The organism is Streptomyces sp. NPDC047017, assembly GCF_040644175.1.
In the GTDB taxonomy this organism is placed as follows: domain Bacteria; phylum Actinomycetota; class Actinomycetes; order Streptomycetales; family Streptomycetaceae; genus Streptomyces.
The window spans coordinates 41,967-63,374 of record NZ_JBEYVW010000015.1 but is presented as its reverse complement, the minus strand read 5'-3'; the positions used below and the strand labels follow the sequence as shown (position 1 = coordinate 63,374).

The following is a 21,408-nucleotide window of genomic DNA, read 5'->3' as shown; positions in this document are numbered from 1 at the left end:
CTCCCCCGCCGACGCCGCCAGGGGCACGGCGGTGTGCCGTGCCCCTGGTGCGGTCGTACGTCGGGTCAGTGCGTGCCCACCGGGTGGGCCGCCTCCGCGATCTCCTCGCCGCCCTCCATCGGGTGGGTGACGTCCTCCGCGTCGCGGCCCTTGCCGATGTGGTTGAAGAGCAGGTTGAGCACGACGGCCACCACGCAGCCGGTGGAGATGCCGGAGTCGAGGACGATCCGGGCCGTCTCGGGGAAGGCGTGGTAGAAGTTCGGCGCGGTGATCGGGATGATGCCCGCGGCCAGCGAGACGGCGACGATCAGGACGTTGTTGTCCTTGTCCAGGGCCGCCCGGACCAGGGTCTGGATGCCGCTGGCGGCGACCGAGCCGAACAGCACCACGCCGGCGCCGCCGAGCACCGGGCGCGGTACGACGGCGATCAGCGAGGCGGCCGTCGGGCACAGGCCCATCAGGACCAGGAATCCGCCGCCGACGGCGACCACGTACCGGCTGCGGATGCGGGTCATGGCCACCAGACCGATGTTCTGCGCGAAGGCGCTGCACATGAAGCCGTTGAACAGCGGGCTGAGGGCGGAGCCGAGGGTGTCGGCGCGCAGGCCGGCCGCGATCGTCTTCTCGTCCGCCGGGCGCTCGACGATCTCGCCGAGGGCCAGCATGTCGGCCGTGGACTCGGTCATGCAGACCACCATGACCACGCACATCGACAGGATCGCGGCGACCTGGAACTGCGGGGCGCCGAAGTGGAACGGGGTCGGGAAGCCGACCACGTCGGCGTCGGCGACCGGGCCGAAGTCGGTGGCGCCGAACGGAATCGCGATGAGCGTGCCGAGGACGAGACCGATCAGCACGGCGATCTGCTTGACGAAGCCGCGGGTGAAGCGGCGCAGCAGCAGCACGACGGCGAGGGTGATGCCGGCCAGCGTCAGGTTGGTCACCGAGCCGTAGTCGTGCGCGGCCGGGTCGGGTCCCTGCGCCCAGCCGAAGGCGACCGGCAGCAGCGAGACACCGATGAGGGTGATCACGCTGCCGGTGACGACCGGCGGGAAGAAGCGGATGGCCTTGCAGAACAGCGGGGCGAACACGAAGCCGAGGAGTCCGGCGACGATGACCGCGCCGAAGATGATCGGCAGCGCGTCCGACTTGTCCTTGGTGGAGGCGGCGATCGCGGTCATGGGGGCGACACCGGCGAAGGTGACGCCGTTGACGAACGGCAGCCGGGCGCCGATCTTCCAGACTCCGAGGGTCTGCAGGAAGGTGGCGAGGCCCGCGGTGAACAGGCAGGCGCCGGTGAGGAAGGTGAGGTCGCCGGGGCTCAGGCCGATGGCCGCGCCGACGATCAGGGGCGGGGCGACCACACCCGCGTACATGGCGGCCACGTGCTGCAGGCCGCTGGTCGCCATTTTCAGGGCGGGGAGTTTCTCGTCGACGGGGTGGGTGGACTCGGCTGGCTGTCGTGCCTCATCGCGGGACGCGGGTTGAGTGGCCACGGCTGCTCCTCCGGTCGGTTAGACACGTCTACTGGCGTGTGTGTCAGGGAGGGTGGTGCGTGTGGTCGTGCGGGACCGGGGACGGGCCGTCGCGAACCCCGAGGGGCGGCGAACGGGTACCGGTCCGGGGCGCGCGCGTCCACGCGCGCCCCGGGGCCGGCTGCCGCGGACCCCGCTCGGGTCCGCGGCACCGGCCGGGAGCCGTCCCTCCCGGCCGGAGTTCTCGGGCCGCTCAGTGCTGGGCGGCGATGCGTGCCAGGCGCCGTGCCTCCGCACGGGTGGCGTGCGCGATGGCGTCCTCGTCGGCGTGCAGCAGCCGGCCGTCCTCGACGATCTGCCGGCCGCCCACGAAGGACGCCGTGACCGGGGCGGCCGCGCCGAACACCAGCGCCGTCACGGGGTCGGCGATGGAGGCGTGGGCCAGGGTGTCCAGGTTCCACAGCACGAGGTCGGCGAGCTTGCCCGGCTCCAGCGAGCCGGTCTGCCCGGCCCGGCCGAGCACCTGGGCGCCGCCGTAGGTGCCGAGCCGCAGCGCCTGGCGGGCGTTCAGGGCGGCCTCGCGGTACGCGCCGAGCCGGTTGACCAGCAGGGCGTTGCGCAGTTCGGTGTGGAGTTCGCCGGACTCGTTGGAGGCGGTGCCGTCGACGCCGAGGCCGACCGGGACGCCCGCGGCGAGCAGGTCGGGGACCCGGGCTATGCCGGCCGCGAGGCGGGCGTTGGAGGACGGGCAGTGCGCCACGCCGGTCTTCGTGCGGGCGAAGGCGGCGATGTCGGCGTCGGTCATGTGGACGCAGTGCGCCATCCACACGTCCTCGCCGAGCCAGCCCGTCGACTCGAAGTAGTCGGTGGGGCCCATGCCGAACAGCTCGTGGCAGAACTTCTCCTCCTCCACGGTCTCCGAGCCGTGGGTGTGCAGCCGCACACCGAGCCGGCGGGCCAGCTCGGCGCCCTGGCGCATGAGTTCGGTGGAGACGGAGAAGGGCGAGCAGGGGGCGACGGCCACCTGGGTCATGGCGTCGAAGGAGGCGTCGTGGTGCTTGGTGACGGTCTCCTCGGTGGCGGCGAGCGCGTCCTCCAGCGTCTCGACGGCGAAGTCCGGCGGCAGCCCGCCGTCCTTCTCGCTGCGGTCCATCGAGCCGCGGGCCAGCGTGAAGCGGACGCCCAGCTCGGCGGCGGCCCGGATGATCGCGCCGGACAGATCGCCGGAGCCGTGCGGGTGGACGTAGTGGTGGTCCATGGCGGTGGTGACGCCGCCGCGGGCCATCATGGCCAGCGAGCCCTGGGCCGCGGCGTACACCATCTCCTCGTCGATGCGCGCCCAGGTGGGGTAGAGCGCGACGAGCCAGTCGAACAGGTTGTGGTCGGTGGCCAGACCCCGGGTGATCCACTGGTAGAAGTGGTGGTGGGTGTTGACTAGGCCCGGGGTGGCCAGGTGGCCGCGCGCGTCGATGCGGCGCACCACGTTCTCCAGGCCGCTGGGGGCCTGGCCCGCGCCGACCGACTCGATCCTGTTCCCGGCGAGGACGAGGTGTCCCGAGGCGTACTCGGTGTCGTGCGCGTCCACGGTGGCGATCGCGCAGTTCTCGACGACGACGCGCTGGGCTGCCGCTGGTGCCATGGCGCTTCCTTGTCTTTTCGGTGGCGGCCCGTGGACGGGGTGGGTCCACGGGGTGGGCACGGCAGGACCCTAGGAGGATTTGAGTGCCGGAGCCGGCCGGCTCCGGGTGCCGAGATGGTGGAAGAACAGGTTGAGCGAGACCGCGACGATCGCTCCGGCGCTGATCCCGGAGCCGAGGACGGTCTGCGCCCAGGCCGGGAACTCGGCGTAGAAGGTCGGGGCGGCCAGCGGGATGATGCCGGCGCCGAGCGCGACGGCCACCAGGATGATGTTGGAGCTGTCGTCGAGTCCGGCTTCCGAGAGCGTACGGATGCCGCTGACGGCGATCGACCCGAACAGGACGATGCCGGCGCCGCCGAGGACCGGCATGGGCACCAGGGAGACGACCGCGCCGAGCACCGGGAAGGCGCCGAGCACCAGCAGGGCGCCGCCGGCGACGGCGACGACGTAGCGGCTGCGCACCCGGGTGAGCGAGACGACGCCGACGTTCTGGGCGAAGGCCGAGGTGGGGAAGCCGCCGAAGACGGGGCCGAGCAGGGTGGCGATGCCGTCGGTGCGCAGGCCGCGGGTGATGGTCCGGGCATCCGCGCGGCGGTTGCAGATCTCGCCGAGGGCGAGCATGCCGGCACTGGACTCGGTCATCAGCACCAGCATCACGATGCACAGCGAGAGGATGGCCGCGGGCTGGAAGACCGGGGTGCCGAAGGCGAACGGCGTGGGCAGCGCGGCGACCGGGGCCGACTTGATGCCGCTGAAGTCGGCCATCCCGAACGGCATGGCGGCCAGGGTGCCGACCAGTAGGCCGAACAGCAGGGCGACCTGCTTGACGAAGCCCTTGCCGAAGCGCTGGATGAGCAGGATGACGACCAGGGTGAACGCGGCGAGGGCGAGGTTCTTCATGGCGCCGAAGTCGGCGGCGGTCTTGTCGCCGCCCTGGGCCCAGCCGACCGGGACCGGCATCAGCGTGACCCCGATGAGCGTGATCACCACGCCGGTGACCAGCGGCGGGAAGAACCTGAGCAGCCGGCCGAAGAACGGGCCGATGGCCAGGCAGAACACTCCGGCGACCATCACCGCCCCGTAGATCGCGGGGAGTTGGTGGCCCTTGGAGTTGGTCTCGGCGATCGCGAGGATCGGTGCGATACCGGCGGAGGAGGCCGCGTTGACGAACGGCAGGCGGTTGCCGACGACACCCTTGACACCGATGGTCTGCAGGATGGTCGCGACACCGGCGATGAGCAGGGACGCGGCGATCAGGCGGGTGCGGGCCGCGACGTCCAGTCCGCAGGCCTGACCGATGATGAGCGGAGGAGTGACAACGCCCGCGTACATCGCGGCGATGTGCTGGAGAGCGGCGGGGACGAGCCGCGAGGGGTGGAGCTTCTCGTCCACCGGGTGCACGGACGTGACGGCGTCCTCGGTGTGCACCGGCGGGGTGGAACACGGGCCTTTCGCGGGCCCCTTTGCACGCTGTGCCATTCTGTTCCCTCCGGTGTGGCGCGCCACCGGTCCGAAGGCCCGGACCGGTGGCGCGCGTCCCGCGTCAGAGGTTGGTCATGTCGACCGGGATGAGCTGCTCGGCGCCGTCGCGCAGGATGGTGGCCTCGATCAGGCCGTACGGGCGGTCGGCGGCGTAGTAGACGGCGCCGTCCTTGGCCTCGTTGTCGATCCCGAAGGGCGACAGGTCCGAGCGGAAGTGGTGCTTGTTGGGCATCGAGAAGCGGATCTCGTCGACCTCGTCGCGGGAGTTCAGCACCCGCACGCCCATCTCGAAGAGGGTCTGCTGGAGCGAGTACGAGTAGGTCTCGGCGAACGCCTGCAGCGCGTGCTTGCGCACCCCGTTGTACGAGCGGTCCCAGGCGGGAGCGTGCGAGTCGATGCCGTCCCAGTTGTGCCGCCACCAGGTGGAGACGGTGGTGGCGAGAATGCGGTCGTAGTCCTCCTGGAGGGTGGTGTACTTGTCCTTCAGGTAGCCGAAGAACTCGGAGTTGGTGGAGTTCAGGACGGTCAGGTCCTTGAACCCGGAGAGCACCTGGATGCCGTGGCCGTCGTAGGTGATCTGCGCGACGCGGGTCTCCTGGCCCTTGCGGACGAAGGAGTGGGCGATCTCGTCGGCGCCGACGAAGCGCGCGCCGCCCTTGGAGGTCTCGATCCGCTCCCAGCCGTACTCCTCGACGCGGATGCGGGCCCGGGAGATGGAGCCGGTGCTGTCCACGAAGTGGCGGGCGAGCTTGACGCCGAAGTCCTCGGCGCTCTCGATCCCGTGCTCCTTGGCGAAGGCGTACACCGTGTTCTTGGTGGTGTCGGTCGGCAGGACGTTGGCGTTGGAACCGCTGCGGTGGACCTCCTCCATGTCGCCGGAGAGGGCGACGGAGACGTTCAGGTCCTTGATGTGGTGCGTGTCGCCGTCACGCGTGATCTTGACGACGCGGTTCTCGGCCTTGCCGTACTGGTTCTGTCCCAGGACGAAACGGGTCATGGTGTCGGTCAGCTCCCTCGGTAAACGGAGTAGCCGAACGGGTTGAGCAGCAGCGGAACGTGGTAGTGCTCACCGGGCACCACCGCGAAGGCGATGGTGACCTCGGGGAAGAACACCGGCCTGCTGTTCTCGCTGTCCCGGAGCGCGGGGGCGTCCTGCTGGGCCGCGGCTTGTTTCTTGGCGAAGTACGGCTCGGTCTCGAACACGAGCCGTACGTGGGTGGTCCCCTCCGGCAGTGCCGGGAGGTCCTTGCACCGCCCGTCCGCGTCGGTCGCGGAGCCGCCGAGCGGCTGCCAGTCCGCCGCCCCGCCCGAGCGGGCGGACAGCTGGACGGCGACGCCCCCGGCGGGGCGGCCGGCGCTGGTGTCCAGGATGTGCGTGGACACTGAGGCGGTGGTCTCGGTGCTCATCTTTTCCTCTTCAGGCGTCTTCTTCAGGCGTCTTCTTCGGCGTCTTCGAGCAGGGGACTCACGCGTCTTCGAGCAGGCGCGCGAGGCGGATGCGGTTGATCTTCCCCAGTTCGGTGCGGATGATCTCCCGCTCCTGCTCCGGTGCGTTGCCGATCCGCTCCTTGACCGCGTCCCGCATCTGCTCGCCGGTCCGGCCGGTGGCGCAGATGAGGAAGACGTGGCCGAACTTGTCCTGGTAGGCCAGGTTGAGTTCGAGCATCTCCGCCTTGAGGGCCTCGGAGGCGCCGGCCATGCCGCTCTGTTCGCGGGCGGAGGTCGGGTCACCGGGCTTGGGGCGGCCGATCGGCGGGTGGCCGGCCATCGCCTCCGCCAGGTCCGCCGCCGTCAGCTCGGCCATGGCGGCGTCACTGGCGGCGTACAGGTCCTCGGCACCGGCGTGGGGCCGGGCGGCGAGCAGCCGCTGGGCCCACGCCGTGGAGGCGCACGCCTCCAGGAGCGCGGCACGGGCCGCGGCCTCCGGGAGAGCGTTGAAACGGGCGAGGCCCGACGGCGTGGAACTCGTAGTCACGGGAGCCTCCGTGGCCGGAATGGCCTGTGTGCTGAACGGGCTGCGGATAGCTAACGCCCTCCGAAACATCACGTCAACACTTTGTTGAAAATTCTGAACAAACCTCGAACCGGGCCTGCTCGCTCCCGGACCGGTCCCGTCCGGGCCCGGTCACGCCCCTCCCGCCCGCGGCGGCTCAGCCTTCCTTTTCCCGGTTCAGGTAGTTGTAGACGGTGAAGCGGCTGACGCCCAGCGCGCCCGCCACGGTCTCCACCCCGTGCCGTACGGAGAAGGCGCCGCGCGCCTCCAGGACCCGCACGATCTCCTGTTTGGCCCGGCGGTCCAGATCAGCCAGCGGCACGCCCCGGCGGCGCTCCATGGCGACCAGGATGTGGTCGAGCGAGTCGGCGAGCTGGGGCAGGCGCACGGCGACCGCGTCCAGGCCCTCCCAGGCGAGCACGACGTCGTCGGGCCCGGCCTCGTCGGGCGGGAGCAGTTCGCCGCCGATGGCGTCGACCAGCGGCTTGACCGCCGTGATGAAGGGCTCTTCCCCGGTCACCTATCACCCTCCCCGATCACGTTGACCTGCAGCGAGATCCGGGTGGCGCCGGCCCGCAGGCTCTTGCGCAGCAGGGTGTCCACGACGGCCAGCACGGCGTCGGCGCCTCCCTCGGCGGTGTTGCCGAACGGGCCGACGTCCACGGCGTCCAGCTCGGCGGCCTCGACGACCTCCCGCGCGGCCAGCGCGTGCGGGGGTGCCTCGTCCAGGTCGAAGGGTTCGGTCGTGAACTCCACTCTCAATCGCACGCGCTCAACCTAACGCGCAAGGCCCGTTTTCGGGCGGCCTCGGACGGCCGGAAGCCCGCCGGCCGGCCGGCCCCTCTTGACAAGCTCCGACACACGACGGCAATCTTCCAGTAAGCAGAAATGAACTTCCGTAATACGGAATTGCACACACGGAAGGGAGCGCGACCCTGATGGGATTCGCAGACCAGCGCTTCAACGTCAACCTGTCGATCCTCTTCACGGAACTCCCGCTCCTGGAGCGTCCCGCGGCCGCCGCCGCGGCCGGCTTCACCGCGGTCGAGCTGTGGTGGCCCTGGGTCGACGCCCCCACCCCCGAGCAGTCCGAGCTTGACGCCCTCAAGCAGGCGATCGAGGACGCGGGAGTCCAGCTCACCGGGCTGAACTTCTACGCCGGGCAGCTCCCGGGCCCCGACCGCGGCGCGCTGTCGGTCCCGGGCGCGGAGTCGGAGAGGTTCCGCGCCAACATCGACGTGGCCATCGAATTCGGCCGGTCGCTCGGCTGCACGACGTTCAACGCGCTCTACGGCAACCGCGTCGAGGGCGTGGACCCGGCCGAGCAGGACGCGCTCGCCCTGGAGAACCTGGTCCTGGCGGCCCGGGCCGTCGGCGCCGTCGGCGGCACGGTCCTGATCGAGGCGCTGAACAAGCCCGAGTCGCCGCTGTGCCCGCTGGTCAGCGCGCCCGCCGCGATCGAGGTCGTGGACAAGGTGAACGCGGCCACCGGCCTCGGCAACGCCAAGTTCCTGATGGACCTGTACCACCTGTCGATGAACGGCGAGGACCTGCCCTCGGTGATCGAGCGGTACGCCGCGAAGACCGGCCATGTGCAGATCGCCGACAACCCCGGGCGCGGCGCCCCCGGCACCGGCTCCCTCCCCCTGGAGGAGCTGCTCGACCAGCTGAAGAAGGCCGGTTACGACGGCTGGGTCGGCCTGGAGTACAAGCCCGGCGACCGGCCGAGCGCCGAGTCCTTCGACTGGCTCCCGGCCGGGGCCCGCGCGGCCCGCTGACCTTCCGACACAGCACAGTTTTTTGCAGAGAGGCACCCCTGTCATGAGCAACCCCGCAGCTTCCTCCCAGTCCGCCCGCCCGGCGATCGCGTGGATCGGCCTCGGCATCATGGGCTCCCCCATGTCCGAGAACCTGATCAAGGCGGGTTACCAGGTCACCGGCTTCACGCTGGAGCAGGAGAAGCTGGACCGCCTGGCCGCCGCCGGCGGCACCGTGGCCGGCTCGATCGCCGAGGCCGTCAAGGACGCCGACGTGATCATCACGATGGTGCCCGCCTCCCCGCAGGTCGAGGCGATCGCCTACGGCCCGGACGGCATCCTGGAGAACGCGAAGTCCGGCGCGCTCCTCATCGACATGTCCTCGATCACCCCGCAGACCTCGGTCGACCTGGCCAAGGCCGCCGAGCCCAAGGGCGTGCGCGTCCTGGACGCTCCCGTCTCCGGCGGCGAGGCCGGCGCGATCGAGGCCGTCCTGTCCATCATGGTCGGCGGCGAGCAGGCCGACTTCGACCAGGCCAAGCCGCTCTTCGACGCGCTGGGCAAGACCATCGTGCTGTGCGGTCCGCACGGCTCGGGCCAGACCGTGAAGGCCGCCAACCAGCTGATCGTCGCCGTGAACATCCAGGCGTGCGCCGAGGCCGTGGTCTTCCTGGAGAAGTCCGGTGTGAACCTCCAGGCCGCCCTGGACGTCCTCAACGGCGGTCTGGCCGGCTCCACCGTGCTGACCCGCAAGAAGGACAACTTCCTCAACCGGGACTTCAAGCCGGGCTTCCGCATCGACCTGCACCACAAGGACATGGGCATCGTCACCGACGCCGCCCGCAACGTGGGTGCGGCCCTCCCGGTCGGTGCCGTGGTCGCCCAGCTGGTCGCCTCGCTGCGCGCCCAGGGCGACGGCGGCCTGGACCACTCGGCCCTGCTGCGGGCCGTGGAGCGCCTGTCCGGCGCCCAGGTCTGACCTGGCCGGCCGGTCACACAGCCCCGGGGGGCGCCGCCGCCGACACCTGTCCTGTCGCGCCCAGGCGGCGGCGTCCACCCGGTCCACCCCTCCGGTCGTCCGCCCGGGCCCGTCTCCGGCGGCAGCCCCGACCGGGAATTCAACAAACTGTTGACGCCCTGGTCGCCCAAACCTAGGCTCCACAAAGCGGAAACAAGTTTCCGCTGCCCCCGCATGGAAGGTCCACGATGTCGCAGCGCGTGCTCACGACAGAGTCCGGCGCCCCGGTCGCCGACAACCAGAACTCCGCCTCCGCCGGCATCGGCGGCCCGCTCCTCCTCCAGGACCAGCACCTCCTGGAGAAGCTGGCGCGCTTCAACCGCGAGCGCATCCCGGAGCGCGTGGTGCACGCCCGTGGTTCCGGCGCCTACGGCCACTTCGAGGTGACCGACGACGTCACCGGCTTCACCCACGCCGACTTCCTGAGCGAGATCGGCAAGCGCACCGAGCTGTTCATCCGCTTCTCCACGGTGGCGGACTCCCTCGGCGGCGCGGACGCGGTGCGCGACCCGCGCGGCTTCGCGGTGAAGTTCTACACCGAGGAGGGCAACTACGACCTCGTCGGCAACAACACCCCGGTGTTCTTCATCAAGGACCCGGTCAAGTTCCCCGACTTCATCCACTCGCAGAAGCGCGACCCGTTCACCGGGCGCCAGGAGCCGGACAACGTCTGGGACTTCTGGGCCCACTCCCCCGAGGCCACGCACCAGGTGACCTGGCTGATGGGTGACCGCGGCATCCCGGCGTCGTACCGCCACATGGACGGCTTCGGCTCCCACACCTACCAGTGGACGAACGCCAAGGGCGAGGGCTTCTTCGTCAAGTACCACTTCAAGACGGACCAGGGCATCCGCTGCCTGACCGGCGAGGAGGCCGCCGCGCTGGCCGGCGGCGACGCGAACTCCCACCAGACCGACCTGCTCCAGGCGATCGAGCGCGGGGTGCACCCGTCCTGGACGCTGTACGTCCAGATCATGTCGGCGGCCCAGGCGGCGGACTACCGCTTCAACCCGTTCGACCTGACCAAGGTGTGGCCGCACAAGGACTACCCGCTGCAGCGCGTGGGCCGCATGGTGCTGGACCGCAACCCGGACAACGTGTTCGCCGAGGTCGAGCAGGCCGCGTTCTCCCCGAACAACTTCGTGCCGGGCATCGGTCCCTCGCCGGACAAGATGCTCCAGGGCCGCCTGTTCGCCTACGCGGACGCCCACCGCTACCGCCTGGGCGTCAACCACACCGCGCTCGCGGTGAACGCCCCGAAGGCCGTGCCCGGCGGTGCCGCCAACTACGGCCGCGACGGTCTCATGGCGTCCAACGCCCAGGGCCGCCACGCCAAGAACTACGAGCCGAACTCCTACGACGGCCCGGTCGAGACCGGCCGCCCGCTCGCGGCCCCGCTGGCCGTCTCCGGGCACACCGGCACCCACGAGGCCCCGCTGCACACCAAGGACGACCACTTCTTCCAGGCGGGCGAGCTGTACCGCCTCATGTCGGAGGCGGAGAAGGAGCGGCTGGTCGCCACCATCGCCGGCGGTCTCTCGCAGGTCTCCCGCAACGACGTCGTCGAGAAGAACCTCGCACACTTCCACGCCGCCGACCCCGAGTACGGCAAGCGTGTGGAGGCGGCGGTCCGCGCCCTGCGCGAGGACTGAGCCGCGAGCCGCGTCCGGTGTCCTGACGGGGAGGTCAGGACCCGGACGCGTACGCCCCGCGCGGGCGTCGGGCGACCCGGATGAGGGGTGGTCACCCGACGGCCGCGCGGACAGGGCGAGGACCGCGGCGGCGTGCGAGCCAGTGCGGTGGTGAAGGTCCCGGGACCGTCTTCTCGACCAGAGGGAAGGCGCTCCGGCTCCGTCGCACCCGCCGCGGTCCCACCCGGTGCACCCGTGCACCACACCCCGCTTCCCGCGGGGCCCCCAGACTCCGTCCGGCGGCGCGAACGTCCTGTCGCGCCCAGTCTCGCGCCGTCGGACGGCCTCAGACAACCGAACACCTCACCGGCCGGGCAGCGCCGGATGCGGACGGTCCCGCATCCGGCGCTGCCTTGCGTTGTCTTGCGCTGCCTTGCGCCGCCTTGCGTTGTCTTGTGCTGTCTTGTGCTGTCCCAAGCTGCCCCGCGCCGCGCCTGTCCGTGCCAGGAGGTTTCTCCCGGGGTGCGCTCCTGCTGTCCGCGCAGGAGTCTTGGGGCATGGACCACCCCACGCAGCATCCGCACATCGTGGTGCATCCGCCGGCCCTGGACGGCTCCCGGCGGGTCACCGAGGGCGACGTGACCCTGGGACTCGCCTCCCACCTGGACGACGTGATCGAGATCCTCCGGCTCGCCGACCTGGACCGCATCGAGGTGGAGGAGAGCGACCTCATCGACTGGCAGGGCGGCGGCCCGGAGGACTGGCCGGGCCTGTCGGACGACGAGGACGCCTGAAGGGGCCTGGGGCGCCTGGCGTCCGCCGGTACGGGACCAGCCCCCGCCGACGCGGGACAGCGCGAAGGGGCGGCCCCCCTCTCGGGTGGCCGCCCCTGCTCTCCGCGGTGCGGGTGGGTCAGACCTTCAGGGTCTTGACCGCGGTCGGCGCGTGGCCCGGCTCGGTGGCGAGTTCCTCGAACTCGACGACGTTGCCGATGTCGTTCGTGCCGGACATGGAGATGTTGGTGACGCGCTCCAGGATCGCCTCGACGACGACCGGGACCTGGTACTCGGCGGCGAGCTTCTTGGCCTGCTCCAGGGCGGCGCCCAGCTCGCTGGGGTCGGTCACCCGGATCGCCTTGCAGCCCAGGCCCTCGGCGACCTTGACGTGGTCGACGCCGTAGACGCCCAGCTCGGGCGAGTTGATGTTCTCGAACTCCAGCTTCACCTGGAAGTCCATGTCGAACCCGCGCTGCGCCTGGCGGATCAGGCCCAGGTAGGAGTTGTTGACGAGGACGTGCACGTAGGGGATCTTGTGCTGCGCGCCGACGGCCAGCTCCTCCAGCATGAACTGGAAGTCGTAGTCGCCGGAGAGGGCGACGACCGGGGAGTCCGGGTCGGCCTTGGCGACACCGAGGGCGGCCGGGATGGTCCAGCCGAGCGGGCCGGCCTGGCCGCAGTTGATCCAGTGCCGCGGCCGGTAGACGTGCAGCATCTGGGCGCCGGCGATCTGCGAGAGGCCGATGGTGGAGACGTACCGGGTCTCGGGCCCGAACGCCTTGTTCATCTCCTCGTAGACGCGCTGCGGCTTGATCGGGATGTTGTCGAAGTGGGTACGCCGCTGGAGCTTGGCCTTGCGCTCCTGCGCGGCGGCGGCCCACTCGGAGCGGTCGGGCAGCTCGCCGGCCGCCTTCAGCTCCCTGGCCACCTCGACGAACAGCTCCAGCGCGGCCTTGGCGTCGGAGGCGATGCCGTAGTCGGGCGCGAAGATCTTGCCGATCTGGGTGGGCTCGACGTCCACGTGCACGAACTTGCGGCCGGCCGTGTAGACGTCCAGCTTGCCGGTGTGGCGGTTGGCCCAGCGGTTGCCGATGCCGAGGACGAAGTCGGACTCCAGGAAGGTCGCGTTGCCGTAGCGGTGCGAGGTCTGCAGGCCGACCATGCCGGCGTTCAGGTCGTGGTCGTCGGGCAGGATGCCCCAGCCCATCAGGGTCGGCACCACCGGGACGCCGGTCAGCTCGGCGAACTCGACGAGCAGCTCGGAGGCGTCGGCGTTGATGACACCGCCGCCCGCGACGATCAGCGGCCGCTCGGAGGCGGTCAGCAGGGACAGCGCCTTCTCGACCTGGGCGCGGGTCGCGGCCGGCTTGTAGACCGGGAGCGGCTCGTACGTCTCGGGGTCGAACTCGATCTCCGTCAGCTGCACGTCGATCGGCAGGTCGATCAGGACCGGGCCGGGACGGCCGGAGCGCATCAGGTGGAACGCCTGCTGGAAGACGCCGGGGACCTGCGCGGCCTCCAGGACGGTGACCGCCATCTTGGTCACCGGCTTGGCGATGGAGGCGATGTCGACGGCCTGGAAGTCCTCCTTGTGGATCACGGCGGTCGGGGCCTGGCCCGTGATGCACAGGATCGGGATGGAGTCACCGATGGCCGAGTACAGGCCGGTGATCATGTCGGTGCCGGCCGGGCCGGAGGTACCGATGCAGACGCCGATGTTGCCGGCGCGCGTACGCGTGTAGCCCTCGGCCATGTGCGAGGCGCCCTCGACATGGCGGGCGAGGGTGTGGCCGATGCCGCCGGCAGCCTTGAGCGCCGCGTAGAAGGGGTTGATCGCCGCGCCCGGCACACCGAACGCGTCGGTGACGCCCTCGCGCTTGAGGATCTCAACTGCCGCGCGGGCAGCGGTCATACGAGCCATCGAGTACTCCTGCTTCGGCTGTCTTCTGCTGTCTCGGCTGCCGGATGGTCACTCCCGTCGCGCCCCGCGGTGAGCTTCTCCGTACTTCCGTATAGCGGAAAGTAATTTCTACGATCTGGAAGCAATGTAAGGCGGTGCGTCAAGGCCGTCAAGAGTGGGCAGCACGAGCACCCGCCCGGACGGGGTCACGGGCGGGTGCGGGGGAAGCGGAGGAAGCAGGGGAAGCAGAGGATGCCGGCGGTGCCGGGCCGGAGGGGTCCTGAGCCTCCGGGGACGCTAGTTCTCCGGCGGCGCCGCGGTGACGGCGTCGGCCGCGCCGTACCGGCGGCGCAGTTCGATCTTGCGGACCTTGCCGGACACCGTCATCGGGAAGGAGTCGAGGACGGCGAGCCGGGTGGGGATCTTGTAGTGGGCCAGCCGTCCCGCGCAGAAGGCGCGGATCTCCTCCAGTGCGGGCGGGTCGGCCGCGTCGAGCGGGACGACGCAGGCGAGGACCTCCTCGCCGTACGTCTCGTGCGGCGTCCCGACGACCTGGACGTCACGGATCCCGGGGTGGCCGTGGAGGAACTCCTCGATCTCGCGCGGGTAGATGTTCTCGCCGCCCCGGATGATCATGTCCTTGATGCGGCCGACGATCTCCACATAGCCGTCCTCGCGCATCACCGCGAGGTCCCCGGTGTGCATCCAGCGGCCCGCGTCGACGGCCTCGGCGGTCTTCTCGGGCTCCTCCCAGTAGCCGAGCATCACGCTGTAGCCGCGGGTGCACAGCTCGCCCGCCTCACCGCGGGGCCGGGTGACGCCGGTGGCCGGGTCGACGACCTTCACCTCGATGTGCGGCAGCACCCGGCCGACCGTGCCGGTGCGGTGTTCGAGGTCGTCGTCCGTCCTGGTCTGCAGCGACACGGGGGAGGTCTCGGTCATGCCGTAGCAGATGGAGACCTGCTCCATGTGCATCTCGGCGACCACCCGTTTCATCACCTCCACCGGGCAGGGCGAGCCGGCCATGATGCCGGTGCGCAGGGTGGACAGGTCGTACGCCGTGAAGCCGGGCAGGTTCAGCTCGGCGATGAACATGGTGGGGACGCCGTACAGGGAGGTGCAGCGCTCCCGCTGGACGGCGTCCAGGGTGGCCGCCGGGTCGAAGGAGGGCGCCGGGATGACCACGCAGGCGCCGTGCGAGGTGGCCGCGAGGTTGCCCATCACCATGCCGAAGCAGTGGTAGAAGGGTACCGGGACGCAGATGCGGTCCTGCTCGGTGTAGGCGACCGACTCCCCGACGAAGTAACCGTTGTTGAGGATGTTGTGATGGGAGAGGACGGCTCCCTTGGGAAAGCCGGTGGTGCCCGAGGTGTACTGGATGTTGATGGGGTCGTCGCAGGACAGGGCGGCGGCGCGCGCTCGCAGCTCCTCGGCCAGGCCGCCCGCCCGGTCGTCCGTCCGGTCGTCCGTGCCGCGGGCGAGCAGCGCGTCCCAGGACGCGTCCCCGAAGTAGACGGTCTCCCGCAACTGCGGGCAGTTGCCGCGCACTTCGCCGACCATCGCCCGGTAGTCGCTGGACTTGTGCCGCACCGAGGCGAAGAGCAGGCGGACGCCCGCCTGCTTGAGGACGTACTCCACCTCGTGGGTGCGGTACGCCGGGTTGATGTTGACCATGATCGCGCCGATCCGGGCGGTGGCGTACTGGACCAGCATCCACTCGGCGCAGTTGACGGCCCAGATGCCGACCCGGTCGCCCTTGGCCACCCCGGACGCGAGCAGGGCGCGGGCCAGCCGGTCGGTGTCCGCGGCGAACTCGGCGTACGTCCAGCGCCGGCCGGAGGGGACGTCGACGAGCGCCTCGCGGCCGGGCCAGGCGGCGACGGCCCGGTCCAGGTCGGCGCCGATGGTGTCGCCGAGCAGGGCGGTGGCGCTGGTGCCGTGGGTGTACGACGCTTCGGCGGTCACCGGAAGTCCTCCTCGCGGTACTCGGCGTCCGAGCCGCCGGCCGTGGCCTCGCGCAGCTCGATCCGGCGGATCTTGCCGGAGACGGTCTTGGGCAGCTCGCCGAACTCCAGTCGGCGGATCCTCTTGTAGGGGGCGAGGACCTGGCGGGAGTGCTCGAAAAGCACCTTGGCGGTGTCGGGGCCGGGCTGCCAGCCCGCGGCGAGCACGACGTACGCCTTCGGGACGGCCAGGCGCAGCGCGTCCGGCGCGGGCACGACGGCCGCCTCGGCCACCGCCTCGTGCTCCAGCAGCGCGCTCTCCAGCTCGAAGGGGCTGATCTTGTAGTCGGATGCCTTGAAGACATCGTCCGCCCGCCCGATATAGAAGATATATCCCTCTTCGTCCCGGCGGCCGACGTCACCCGTGCGGTAGTAGCCGCCGGCCATCGCCTCGGCCGTGCGGTCGGCGTCGCCGTGGTAGCCGGTCATCAGGCCGACCGGGCGCGCGGACAGGTCGAGCGCGATCTCGCCCTCGGCGGCGCCGGGCGCGCCGGAGACCGGGTCGAGGAGTTCGACGCGGTAGCCGGGGCTGGGCCGGCCCATGGAGCCGGTCTTCAGCACCTGGCCGGGGCTGTTGGAGACCTGCACGGCCGTCTCGGTCTGCCCGAACCCGTCCCGGACGGTCACCCCCCAGGCCCGCCGGACCTGTTCGACGACCTCCGGGTTGAGCGGTTCGCCCGCGGCGGCGACCTCGCGGGGCGGGGTGTCCAGCCGGGTCAGGTCGGCCTGGATGAGCATCCGCCACACGGTCGGCGGGGCGCAGAAGGTGGTGACGCCGGCGCGGTCCATCTCGGCCATCAGCCGGGCCGGGTCGAAGCGGGTGTAGTTGTGGACGAAGACGGTCGCCTCGGCGTTCCACGGGGCGAACAGGTTGGACCAGGCGTGCTTGGCCCAGCCGGGCGAGGAGATGTTCAGGTGCACGTCGCCGGGCTTGAGGCCGATCCAGTACATGGTGGCCAGGTGCCCGATGGGGTACGAGGTGTGGGTGTGCTCGACCAGCTTGGGGTGGGCGGTGGTGCCCGAGGTGAAGTAGAGCATCAGCGGGTCGTCGGCGAGGGTGGGGCCGTCGGGGAGGAACCCGGCGGGGGCGGCGTACACGTCCTCGTACGGCTCCCAGCCCTCGACGGGCAGGCCGCCGACCGCGATCCGGGTGTAGGCGCCGGGCACCTCCTCGAACTTGGCGGTGTCCTCGGCGCGCGCGATCACGTGCTTGACCCGGCCGCGGCGCACGCGGTCGCGCAGGTCGGCGGGGCCGAGGAGCGGGGTGGCGGGGATGACGACGGCGCGCAGTTTCATCGCGGCGAGCGCGGTCTCCCACAGCTCGGCCTGGTTGCCGAGCACGACGAGGACCCGGTCCTCGGCGGCGACCCCGCGGTCGCGCAGCCAGTTCGCGGCGCGGTCGGAGCGCTCGGACAGCTCGGCGAAGGACAGGCGGACCTCGGTGCCGTCCTCCTCGACGATGTGCAGGGCGGTGCGGTCGTTGCCCTCGGCGACGGCGTCGAACCAGTCCAGTGCCCAGTTGAAGTGCTCGGGGCGGGGCCACTCGAAGCCGGCGTACGCCGTGGCGTAGTCGTCACGGTGTTCCAGCAGGAAGTCCCGCGCCGCGCGGAAGGTCTCCGTCGCCGTCGTCATCTGTCCTCCAGGTGCGGTCCGGCATCCGGACCCTTGCGGTACGGCTCGGCTCAATCGTGTAATCCGTGATGCAGGTCTCACTACCCCCGAACGGGGGTGTGGTGGGCGCGGGTCGGCGGCGAAGGGGTGAGCGGGTGACGGCGGAGGCGTACGGGGCGGTGGAGATCCGGGGTGCGCTGGTACGGCTGCGCCGGGCGACGGGTCTGCCGGTCGCCTTCGGCGGGCTGGTCGAGCCGGGCCGGCCGCGGGTGCGGATCAGCGAGCTGACCGGTACGGCGACGCTCGCGCTCAGCGCGCTGGCGGTGACCTCCGGCAACGGGCTGGGCGGCAAGGCGGTGGCGCTCGCCCGGCCCTGCGCGGTGACGGACTACTCGCTGTCCCGGCGGATCAGCCACGAGTACGACACGGCGGTGGCGACGGAGGGGCTGCGTTCGGTGCTCGCGGTGCCGGTGGTGGTACGGCGCCGGGTGCGCGGCGTGCTGTACGGGGCGCTGCGCACGGCCCAGCCGCTCGGGGAGCGCACGCTGAGCGCGGCGGTGGCGGCGGCGCGGGACGTGGAGCAGGCGCTGGTGGTGCGGGAGGAGGCGCGGGACCTGCTGGCGGCCGCCCGGCCGGAGCCGGTGGCCGGGCAATCGGTGCCGGGCGCGGCCTGGGAGCAGGTCCGCGAGGCGCACGCGGCGCTGCGCGCCCTGGCGCCGCGGATCTCCGATCCCGCCCTGCGCGCGGAACTCCTGGACGCCTGCGGCCTGCTGACCGCGGCGGCCGCCCCCGCCCGGGAGGTGGGCCTCGCTCCCCGGGAGGTGGACGTGCTCGCCTGCGTCGCCGCGGGCGCCACCAACGCGACCGCCGCCGCCCGGCTGGGTCTGGCCCCCGAGACGGTGAAGAGCTACCTCCGCTCCGCCATGTGCAGACTGGGCGCCCACACCCGCGGCGAGGCGGTGACGGCGGCACGGCGGGCGGGGGTGCTGCCGTAACGGGCGGGGCGGGCTCACGGCCGGTGGCCGCATGGTGGGCGGTGGGTACCGTCCGCCGGGTCGTCGGGGTACCTTCGAAGGGCTGTCCGTGTGGGGTCTGTATTCAATCGACGGGGCTTTGAATTCACCGATGCTCCGGCGCTGTTATTTCCCTCACCACCCCAGCGGTCCGAAATTCCAGGGCACGTTGCCTAGAATTTGGCCCGGACACGACACACGAGGGGAGCGGTGACCGTGCGACGGGACTTCAAGGGCCCTGCGGGCTGCCGCTCCGAGCTGGTCATCGGGCAGGAGGAGCCGTCCGCTGCGGCGCGTGAGCAGCTCGCCCGGGGCGGCAGTGTGCTGCTGCACGGCCCGGCCGGAATAGGAAAGTCGACGGTACTGCGGGCATTGGCCGAGGAATACGCCCCGGCGGCCCGTACCGTGTTGCGCTGCTCGGCGACCGAGTCCGAATCGCACCTGCCGTTCCTCGCCCTGGCCGACCTCTTCGGCCTGGTCCTGGACGACGTGGCCGGCGCCCTGCCCGCCGCCCAGCGCACCGCGCTGGAGTCCGCGCTCACCGGACGCGGCGAGTCCACCCTCCAGCGCGACGGCCTCGCCCTGCGCCTGGCCGTACTGTCCGCGCTGCGCGCGCTGGCCGCCGAGGGCCCCGTCCTGATCGTCGCCGACGACCTCCAGTGGCTGGACGCGGCCAGCGCGGAACTGCTCGGCTTCGCCGCCCGCCGGCTGGGCGGCACCCCGGTGCGGATGCTGTGCGCGGTGCGCACCGAGGACGAGGAGTACGACCGCCAGCTGCGCGCCTGCCCGCCCGACACCCTCTCGGTGCCGCTCGGCCCCCTCACCCGCGCCCAGGTCTCCGCGCTGCTCGACCACCGCGGCTACACCGGGCTGCCCCGCTCCACGGTCCGCGAGATCCACCGCACCAGCGGCGGCAACCCGCTGTTCGCCCTGGAACTGGGCCGGGCCCTGGCCGGCACCCCCGCCCCGCCCCGGCCGGGCGAACCGCTGCCGGTGCCGACCTCGCTGCGGGCGCTGGTGCTCAGCCGGCTGGAGATGCTGTCCGACGGGGCCCGCCGCACCCTCCTGGTGGCCAGCGCCGGAGCCCGCCCCACCCTCGCCCTGCTGCGCGCGGCGGGCCGGGAGAACGCCGAGGCGGAGTGCGCGCAGGCCGCCGGACTCGGCCTGCTGGCCACCGAACCGGAGGGCCCGGCCGTACGGTTCGCGCATCCGCTGATCTCCGCCGCGCTGTACGCGGAGGCGCCCGCGCAGGAGCGGCGCGCCGCGCACGCCGCGCTGTCCACGGCGGCCTCCGACCCGATAGAGCGCGCCCGGCACCTGGCGCTGGCCACCACCGGCACCGACCCGGAGGTGGCCGCCCGGCTCGCCGGGGCCGCCGCGCTGGCCCGGGACCGCGGCGCGCCCTCGGTGGCCGCCTCACTCGGCCTGCTCGCCGCCCGGCACACCCCGGCCGACGGCGAACCGGGCCCGGAGGAACGGCGGTTGCAGGCCGCCGAGGACGCCATCACGGCCGGTGAGGTGGACCTCGCCCGGGACATCGCCCGCGAGGTGCTGACCCGGGCCACCGTGCCCGCCGAACGGGTGCGGGCGTGGATGGTGGTGATCGAGGCCGCCGGGCAGGCCCTCGGCGACGTGGACGCCGTCTTCCCGCAGGCCCTCGCCGACGCCGGTGACGATCCGGGGCTGCTCGCCCTGGTCCACTACCAGCTGGCCTGGCGCGGCATGGTCGTGGAGGGCGACTTCGACGAGGCCCGCCAGGAGGCCGCGCACGCCGCCGAGCTGGCCGCGCGCGGCCACGACCGCCGCACCGAGCTGATGGCGCTCGCCTTCCAGGCGTCCACCGAGACCCTGATGGGCCATCCGGACGCGCCCGCCACCATCAGACGCGCCCTGACCGAGCCGCAGGACCCGTACGTGGCCTGCCACCACAACGGCGTCGGCTCGGCCCGTTACCGCTTCCTGCTGATGAGCGACCGGCTCACCGAGGCGCGGGCCACCATCACCGGGCTGCTGCGCGAGGTGCGGCGGCGCGGCATGGCCGAGAGCGAGGTGCACTTCCTGCGGCTGCTCGCCGAGACCGAACTGCGCGCCGGGCACTGCGGCCGGGCCCTCGAACTGGCCCGGGAGAGCCTGCGGCTGGCCCGGGACGCCGGTATCGGCGAGGGCGCCTCGGCGATGCTGGCCTGCTTCGCCGAGGCGTCCGGCGGGGACACCGAGCGGGCGCTGGAGCTGGCCCGGGAGGCGGTCGGGCTCGCCGAGGAGGACGGCGACCAGATGTACCTCTCCCGGGCGCTGGCCGCCCTCGGATACGCCCAACTGGTCGCCGGGGACGCCCCGGCCGCCGTCGCCGCGCTGCGCCGGGTGCGGGAGCTGGAGGTGGGGCTCGGCATCACCGACCCGGCGCGGGGCCGCTGGCACGGCGACCTGGCCGAGGCGCTGGTGTTGGTCGGGGAGCCGGGCGAGGCGCAGCAGGTCATCGACGCGGCCCGCGCGCACGCGCTGCGCCTCGGCCGGGAGAGCGTGCTGGCCGTCCTGGACCGGTCCGAGGCGCTGGTGCGGGCGGCCCACGGCGACCAGGACAGCGCCGTGGCCCGGCTGACCTCCGCGCAGGACCGGCTGGCGAAGCTGGGCAACGGCCTGGAGGAGGCGCGGGCCGCGTTCGCGCTGGCCCGGCTGCGCGCCCTGCCGCCGGCCTACGGCTTCCCCCGGACCGGGGGGACCGCCCGGCCGGCCCCGACGGTGTACGAGGAGGCGGCGCGCCTGTTCCGGCGCTGCCGGGCGCTGCCGTGGCTGCGCCGGGTGGAGGCCGCCGCCGTCGCCCGTCCGGCGCAGCCGGAGGTGGTCCCCGCGGCGCTGGACCAACTGGCCTCGATGGAACGCCAGGTGGCGGCGCTGGTCATGGAGGGTTCGACCAACCGGGAGATCGCCGCACGGCTGTTCATCAGCGTGAAGACGGTGGAGGCGACGCTGACCCGGGTCTACCGCAAGCTGGGGATCCGTTCGCGGGTGGACATCGTCCGATTGGCGGCAGCCCGGCGCGCGAAGTGAGCGGGGCGCGGGTTGACTGGCCGCGTGGATCCAGTGCGGGCCGCCCGGCGACGTCCGTATGA

The 21,408-nt window shown here is 72.0% G+C and carries 17 protein-coding genes; 6 read left to right on the top strand and 11 right to left on the bottom strand.

Annotation, left to right across the window (positions count from 1 at the left end):
• Positions 1–65 precede the first annotated feature (65 nt).
• The 8 genes from ABZ858_RS24405 to ABZ858_RS24370 form a co-directional block, all read right to left on the bottom strand.
• Positions 66–1,496: a nucleobase:cation symporter-2 family protein gene (locus tag ABZ858_RS24405; RefSeq protein WP_361382335.1), complete on the bottom strand. Its 1,431-nt coding sequence runs from the start codon at positions 1,494–1,496 to the stop codon at positions 66–68.
• Between the two features lie 232 nt (positions 1,497–1,728).
• A complete protein-coding gene (locus tag ABZ858_RS24400) occupies positions 1,729–3,114 on the bottom strand; it encodes an 8-oxoguanine deaminase (protein ID WP_361382332.1) in 1,386 nt (461 codons plus the stop codon).
• A gap of 69 nt (positions 3,115–3,183) precedes the next feature.
• Positions 3,184–4,593, bottom strand: a complete 1,410-nt coding sequence (locus tag ABZ858_RS24395; protein WP_361382329.1) for a nucleobase:cation symporter-2 family protein — start codon at positions 4,591–4,593, stop codon at positions 3,184–3,186.
• Positions 4,594–4,657: 64 nt separating this feature from the next.
• Positions 4,658–5,593: a factor-independent urate hydroxylase gene (gene pucL, locus ABZ858_RS24390; RefSeq protein ID WP_361382327.1), complete on the bottom strand. Its 936-nt coding sequence runs from the start codon at positions 5,591–5,593 to the stop codon at positions 4,658–4,660.
• Between the two features lie 8 nt (positions 5,594–5,601).
• Entirely contained in the window at positions 5,602–6,003 is a 402-nt protein-coding gene (gene uraH / locus ABZ858_RS24385) for a hydroxyisourate hydrolase (protein WP_361382324.1), read from the bottom strand.
• Positions 6,004–6,061: 58 nt separating this feature from the next.
• Positions 6,062–6,571, bottom strand: coding sequence for a 2-oxo-4-hydroxy-4-carboxy-5-ureidoimidazoline decarboxylase (gene uraD / locus ABZ858_RS24380; protein ID WP_361382322.1), 510 nt, complete (start codon positions 6,569–6,571; stop codon positions 6,062–6,064).
• A gap of 175 nt (positions 6,572–6,746) precedes the next feature.
• On the bottom strand, positions 6,747–7,109 hold the full coding sequence (locus tag ABZ858_RS24375; RefSeq protein ID WP_361382319.1) for a helix-turn-helix domain-containing protein: 363 nt from the start codon (positions 7,107–7,109) through the stop codon (positions 6,747–6,749).
• On the bottom strand, positions 7,106–7,357 hold the full coding sequence (locus tag ABZ858_RS24370; protein ID WP_361382316.1) for a hypothetical protein: 252 nt from the start codon (positions 7,355–7,357) through the stop codon (positions 7,106–7,108). The genes ABZ858_RS24375 and ABZ858_RS24370 overlap by 4 nt, the downstream gene beginning before the upstream one ends.
• A 170-nt stretch (positions 7,358–7,527) precedes the next feature.
• Between ABZ858_RS24370 and ABZ858_RS24365 the strand changes: the two genes are divergently transcribed.
• From ABZ858_RS24365 to ABZ858_RS24350, 4 genes are all read left to right on the top strand, one after another.
• A complete protein-coding gene (locus tag ABZ858_RS24365) occupies positions 7,528–8,367 on the top strand; it encodes a TIM barrel protein (protein ID WP_361382313.1) in 840 nt (279 codons plus the stop codon).
• A gap of 43 nt (positions 8,368–8,410) precedes the next feature.
• Entirely contained in the window at positions 8,411–9,325 is a 915-nt protein-coding gene (locus tag ABZ858_RS24360; protein ID WP_361382310.1) for a 2-hydroxy-3-oxopropionate reductase, read from the top strand.
• 227 nt (positions 9,326–9,552) lie between these two features.
• Entirely contained in the window at positions 9,553–11,016 is a 1,464-nt protein-coding gene (locus tag ABZ858_RS24355) for a catalase (protein ID WP_361382307.1), read from the top strand.
• 536 nt (positions 11,017–11,552) lie between these two features.
• Positions 11,553–11,789: a hypothetical protein gene (locus tag ABZ858_RS24350; RefSeq protein ID WP_361382304.1), complete on the top strand. Its 237-nt coding sequence runs from the start codon at positions 11,553–11,555 to the stop codon at positions 11,787–11,789.
• A gap of 118 nt (positions 11,790–11,907) precedes the next feature.
• On the opposite strand, the gene gcl is transcribed toward ABZ858_RS24350, so the two are convergent.
• The 3 genes from gcl to ABZ858_RS24335 all read right to left on the bottom strand — a co-directional run bounded on the left by gcl (position 11,908) and on the right by ABZ858_RS24335 (position 17,306).
• Positions 11,908–13,692 carry a glyoxylate carboligase gene (gene gcl / locus ABZ858_RS24345; RefSeq protein WP_361382301.1) on the bottom strand — a complete coding sequence of 595 codons (1,785 nt, stop codon included), beginning with the start codon at positions 13,690–13,692 and terminating at the stop codon, positions 11,908–11,910.
• Positions 13,693–13,968: 276 nt separating this feature from the next.
• On the bottom strand, positions 13,969–15,636 hold the full coding sequence (locus ABZ858_RS24340; RefSeq protein WP_361382298.1) for an AMP-binding protein: 1,668 nt from the start codon (positions 15,634–15,636) through the stop codon (positions 13,969–13,971).
• Complete coding sequence (locus ABZ858_RS24335; RefSeq protein WP_361382295.1) at positions 15,633–17,306, bottom strand: AMP-binding protein; 1,674 nt, start codon at positions 17,304–17,306, stop codon at positions 15,633–15,635. Before ABZ858_RS24335 ends, ABZ858_RS24340 begins: the two co-directional genes overlap by 4 nt.
• A 134-nt stretch (positions 17,307–17,440) precedes the next feature.
• Between ABZ858_RS24335 and ABZ858_RS24330 the strand changes: the two genes are divergently transcribed.
• Positions 17,441–18,280 (top strand): LuxR C-terminal-related transcriptional regulator, encoded by an 840-nt coding sequence (locus ABZ858_RS24330; protein ID WP_361382292.1) that lies wholly within the window; start codon positions 17,441–17,443, stop codon positions 18,278–18,280.
• Positions 18,281–18,508: 228 nt separating this feature from the next.
• Positions 18,509–21,346, top strand: coding sequence for an AAA family ATPase (locus ABZ858_RS24325; protein WP_361382289.1), 2,838 nt, complete (start codon positions 18,509–18,511; stop codon positions 21,344–21,346).
• Positions 21,347–21,408: the final 62 nt, after the last annotated feature.

Excerpts from the sequence above, each read along its gene's own strand:
- ABZ858_RS24335 (WP_361382295.1), bottom strand. The coding sequence starts at position 17,306 with ATGACGACGGCGACGGAGACCTTCCGCGCGGCGCGGGACTTCCTGCTG.
- ABZ858_RS24350 (WP_361382304.1), top strand. The coding sequence starts at position 11,553 with ATGGACCACCCCACGCAGCATCCGCACATCGTGGTGCATCCGCCGGCC.
- ABZ858_RS24395 (WP_361382329.1), bottom strand. The coding sequence starts at position 4,593 with ATGGCACAGCGTGCAAAGGGGCCCGCGAAAGGCCCGTGTTCCACCCCG.
- ABZ858_RS24400 (WP_361382332.1), bottom strand. The coding sequence starts at position 3,114 with ATGGCACCAGCGGCAGCCCAGCGCGTCGTCGTCGAGAACTGCGCGATC.
- gcl (WP_361382301.1), bottom strand. The coding sequence starts at position 13,692 with ATGGCTCGTATGACCGCTGCCCGCGCGGCAGTTGAGATCCTCAAGCGC.
- ABZ858_RS24360 (WP_361382310.1), top strand. The coding sequence starts at position 8,411 with ATGAGCAACCCCGCAGCTTCCTCCCAGTCCGCCCGCCCGGCGATCGCG.
- ABZ858_RS24365 (WP_361382313.1), top strand. The coding sequence starts at position 7,528 with ATGGGATTCGCAGACCAGCGCTTCAACGTCAACCTGTCGATCCTCTTC.
- uraH (WP_361382324.1), bottom strand. The coding sequence starts at position 6,003 with ATGAGCACCGAGACCACCGCCTCAGTGTCCACGCACATCCTGGACACC.
- ABZ858_RS24355 (WP_361382307.1), top strand. The coding sequence starts at position 9,553 with ATGTCGCAGCGCGTGCTCACGACAGAGTCCGGCGCCCCGGTCGCCGAC.
- pucL (WP_361382327.1), bottom strand. The coding sequence starts at position 5,593 with ATGACCCGTTTCGTCCTGGGACAGAACCAGTACGGCAAGGCCGAGAAC.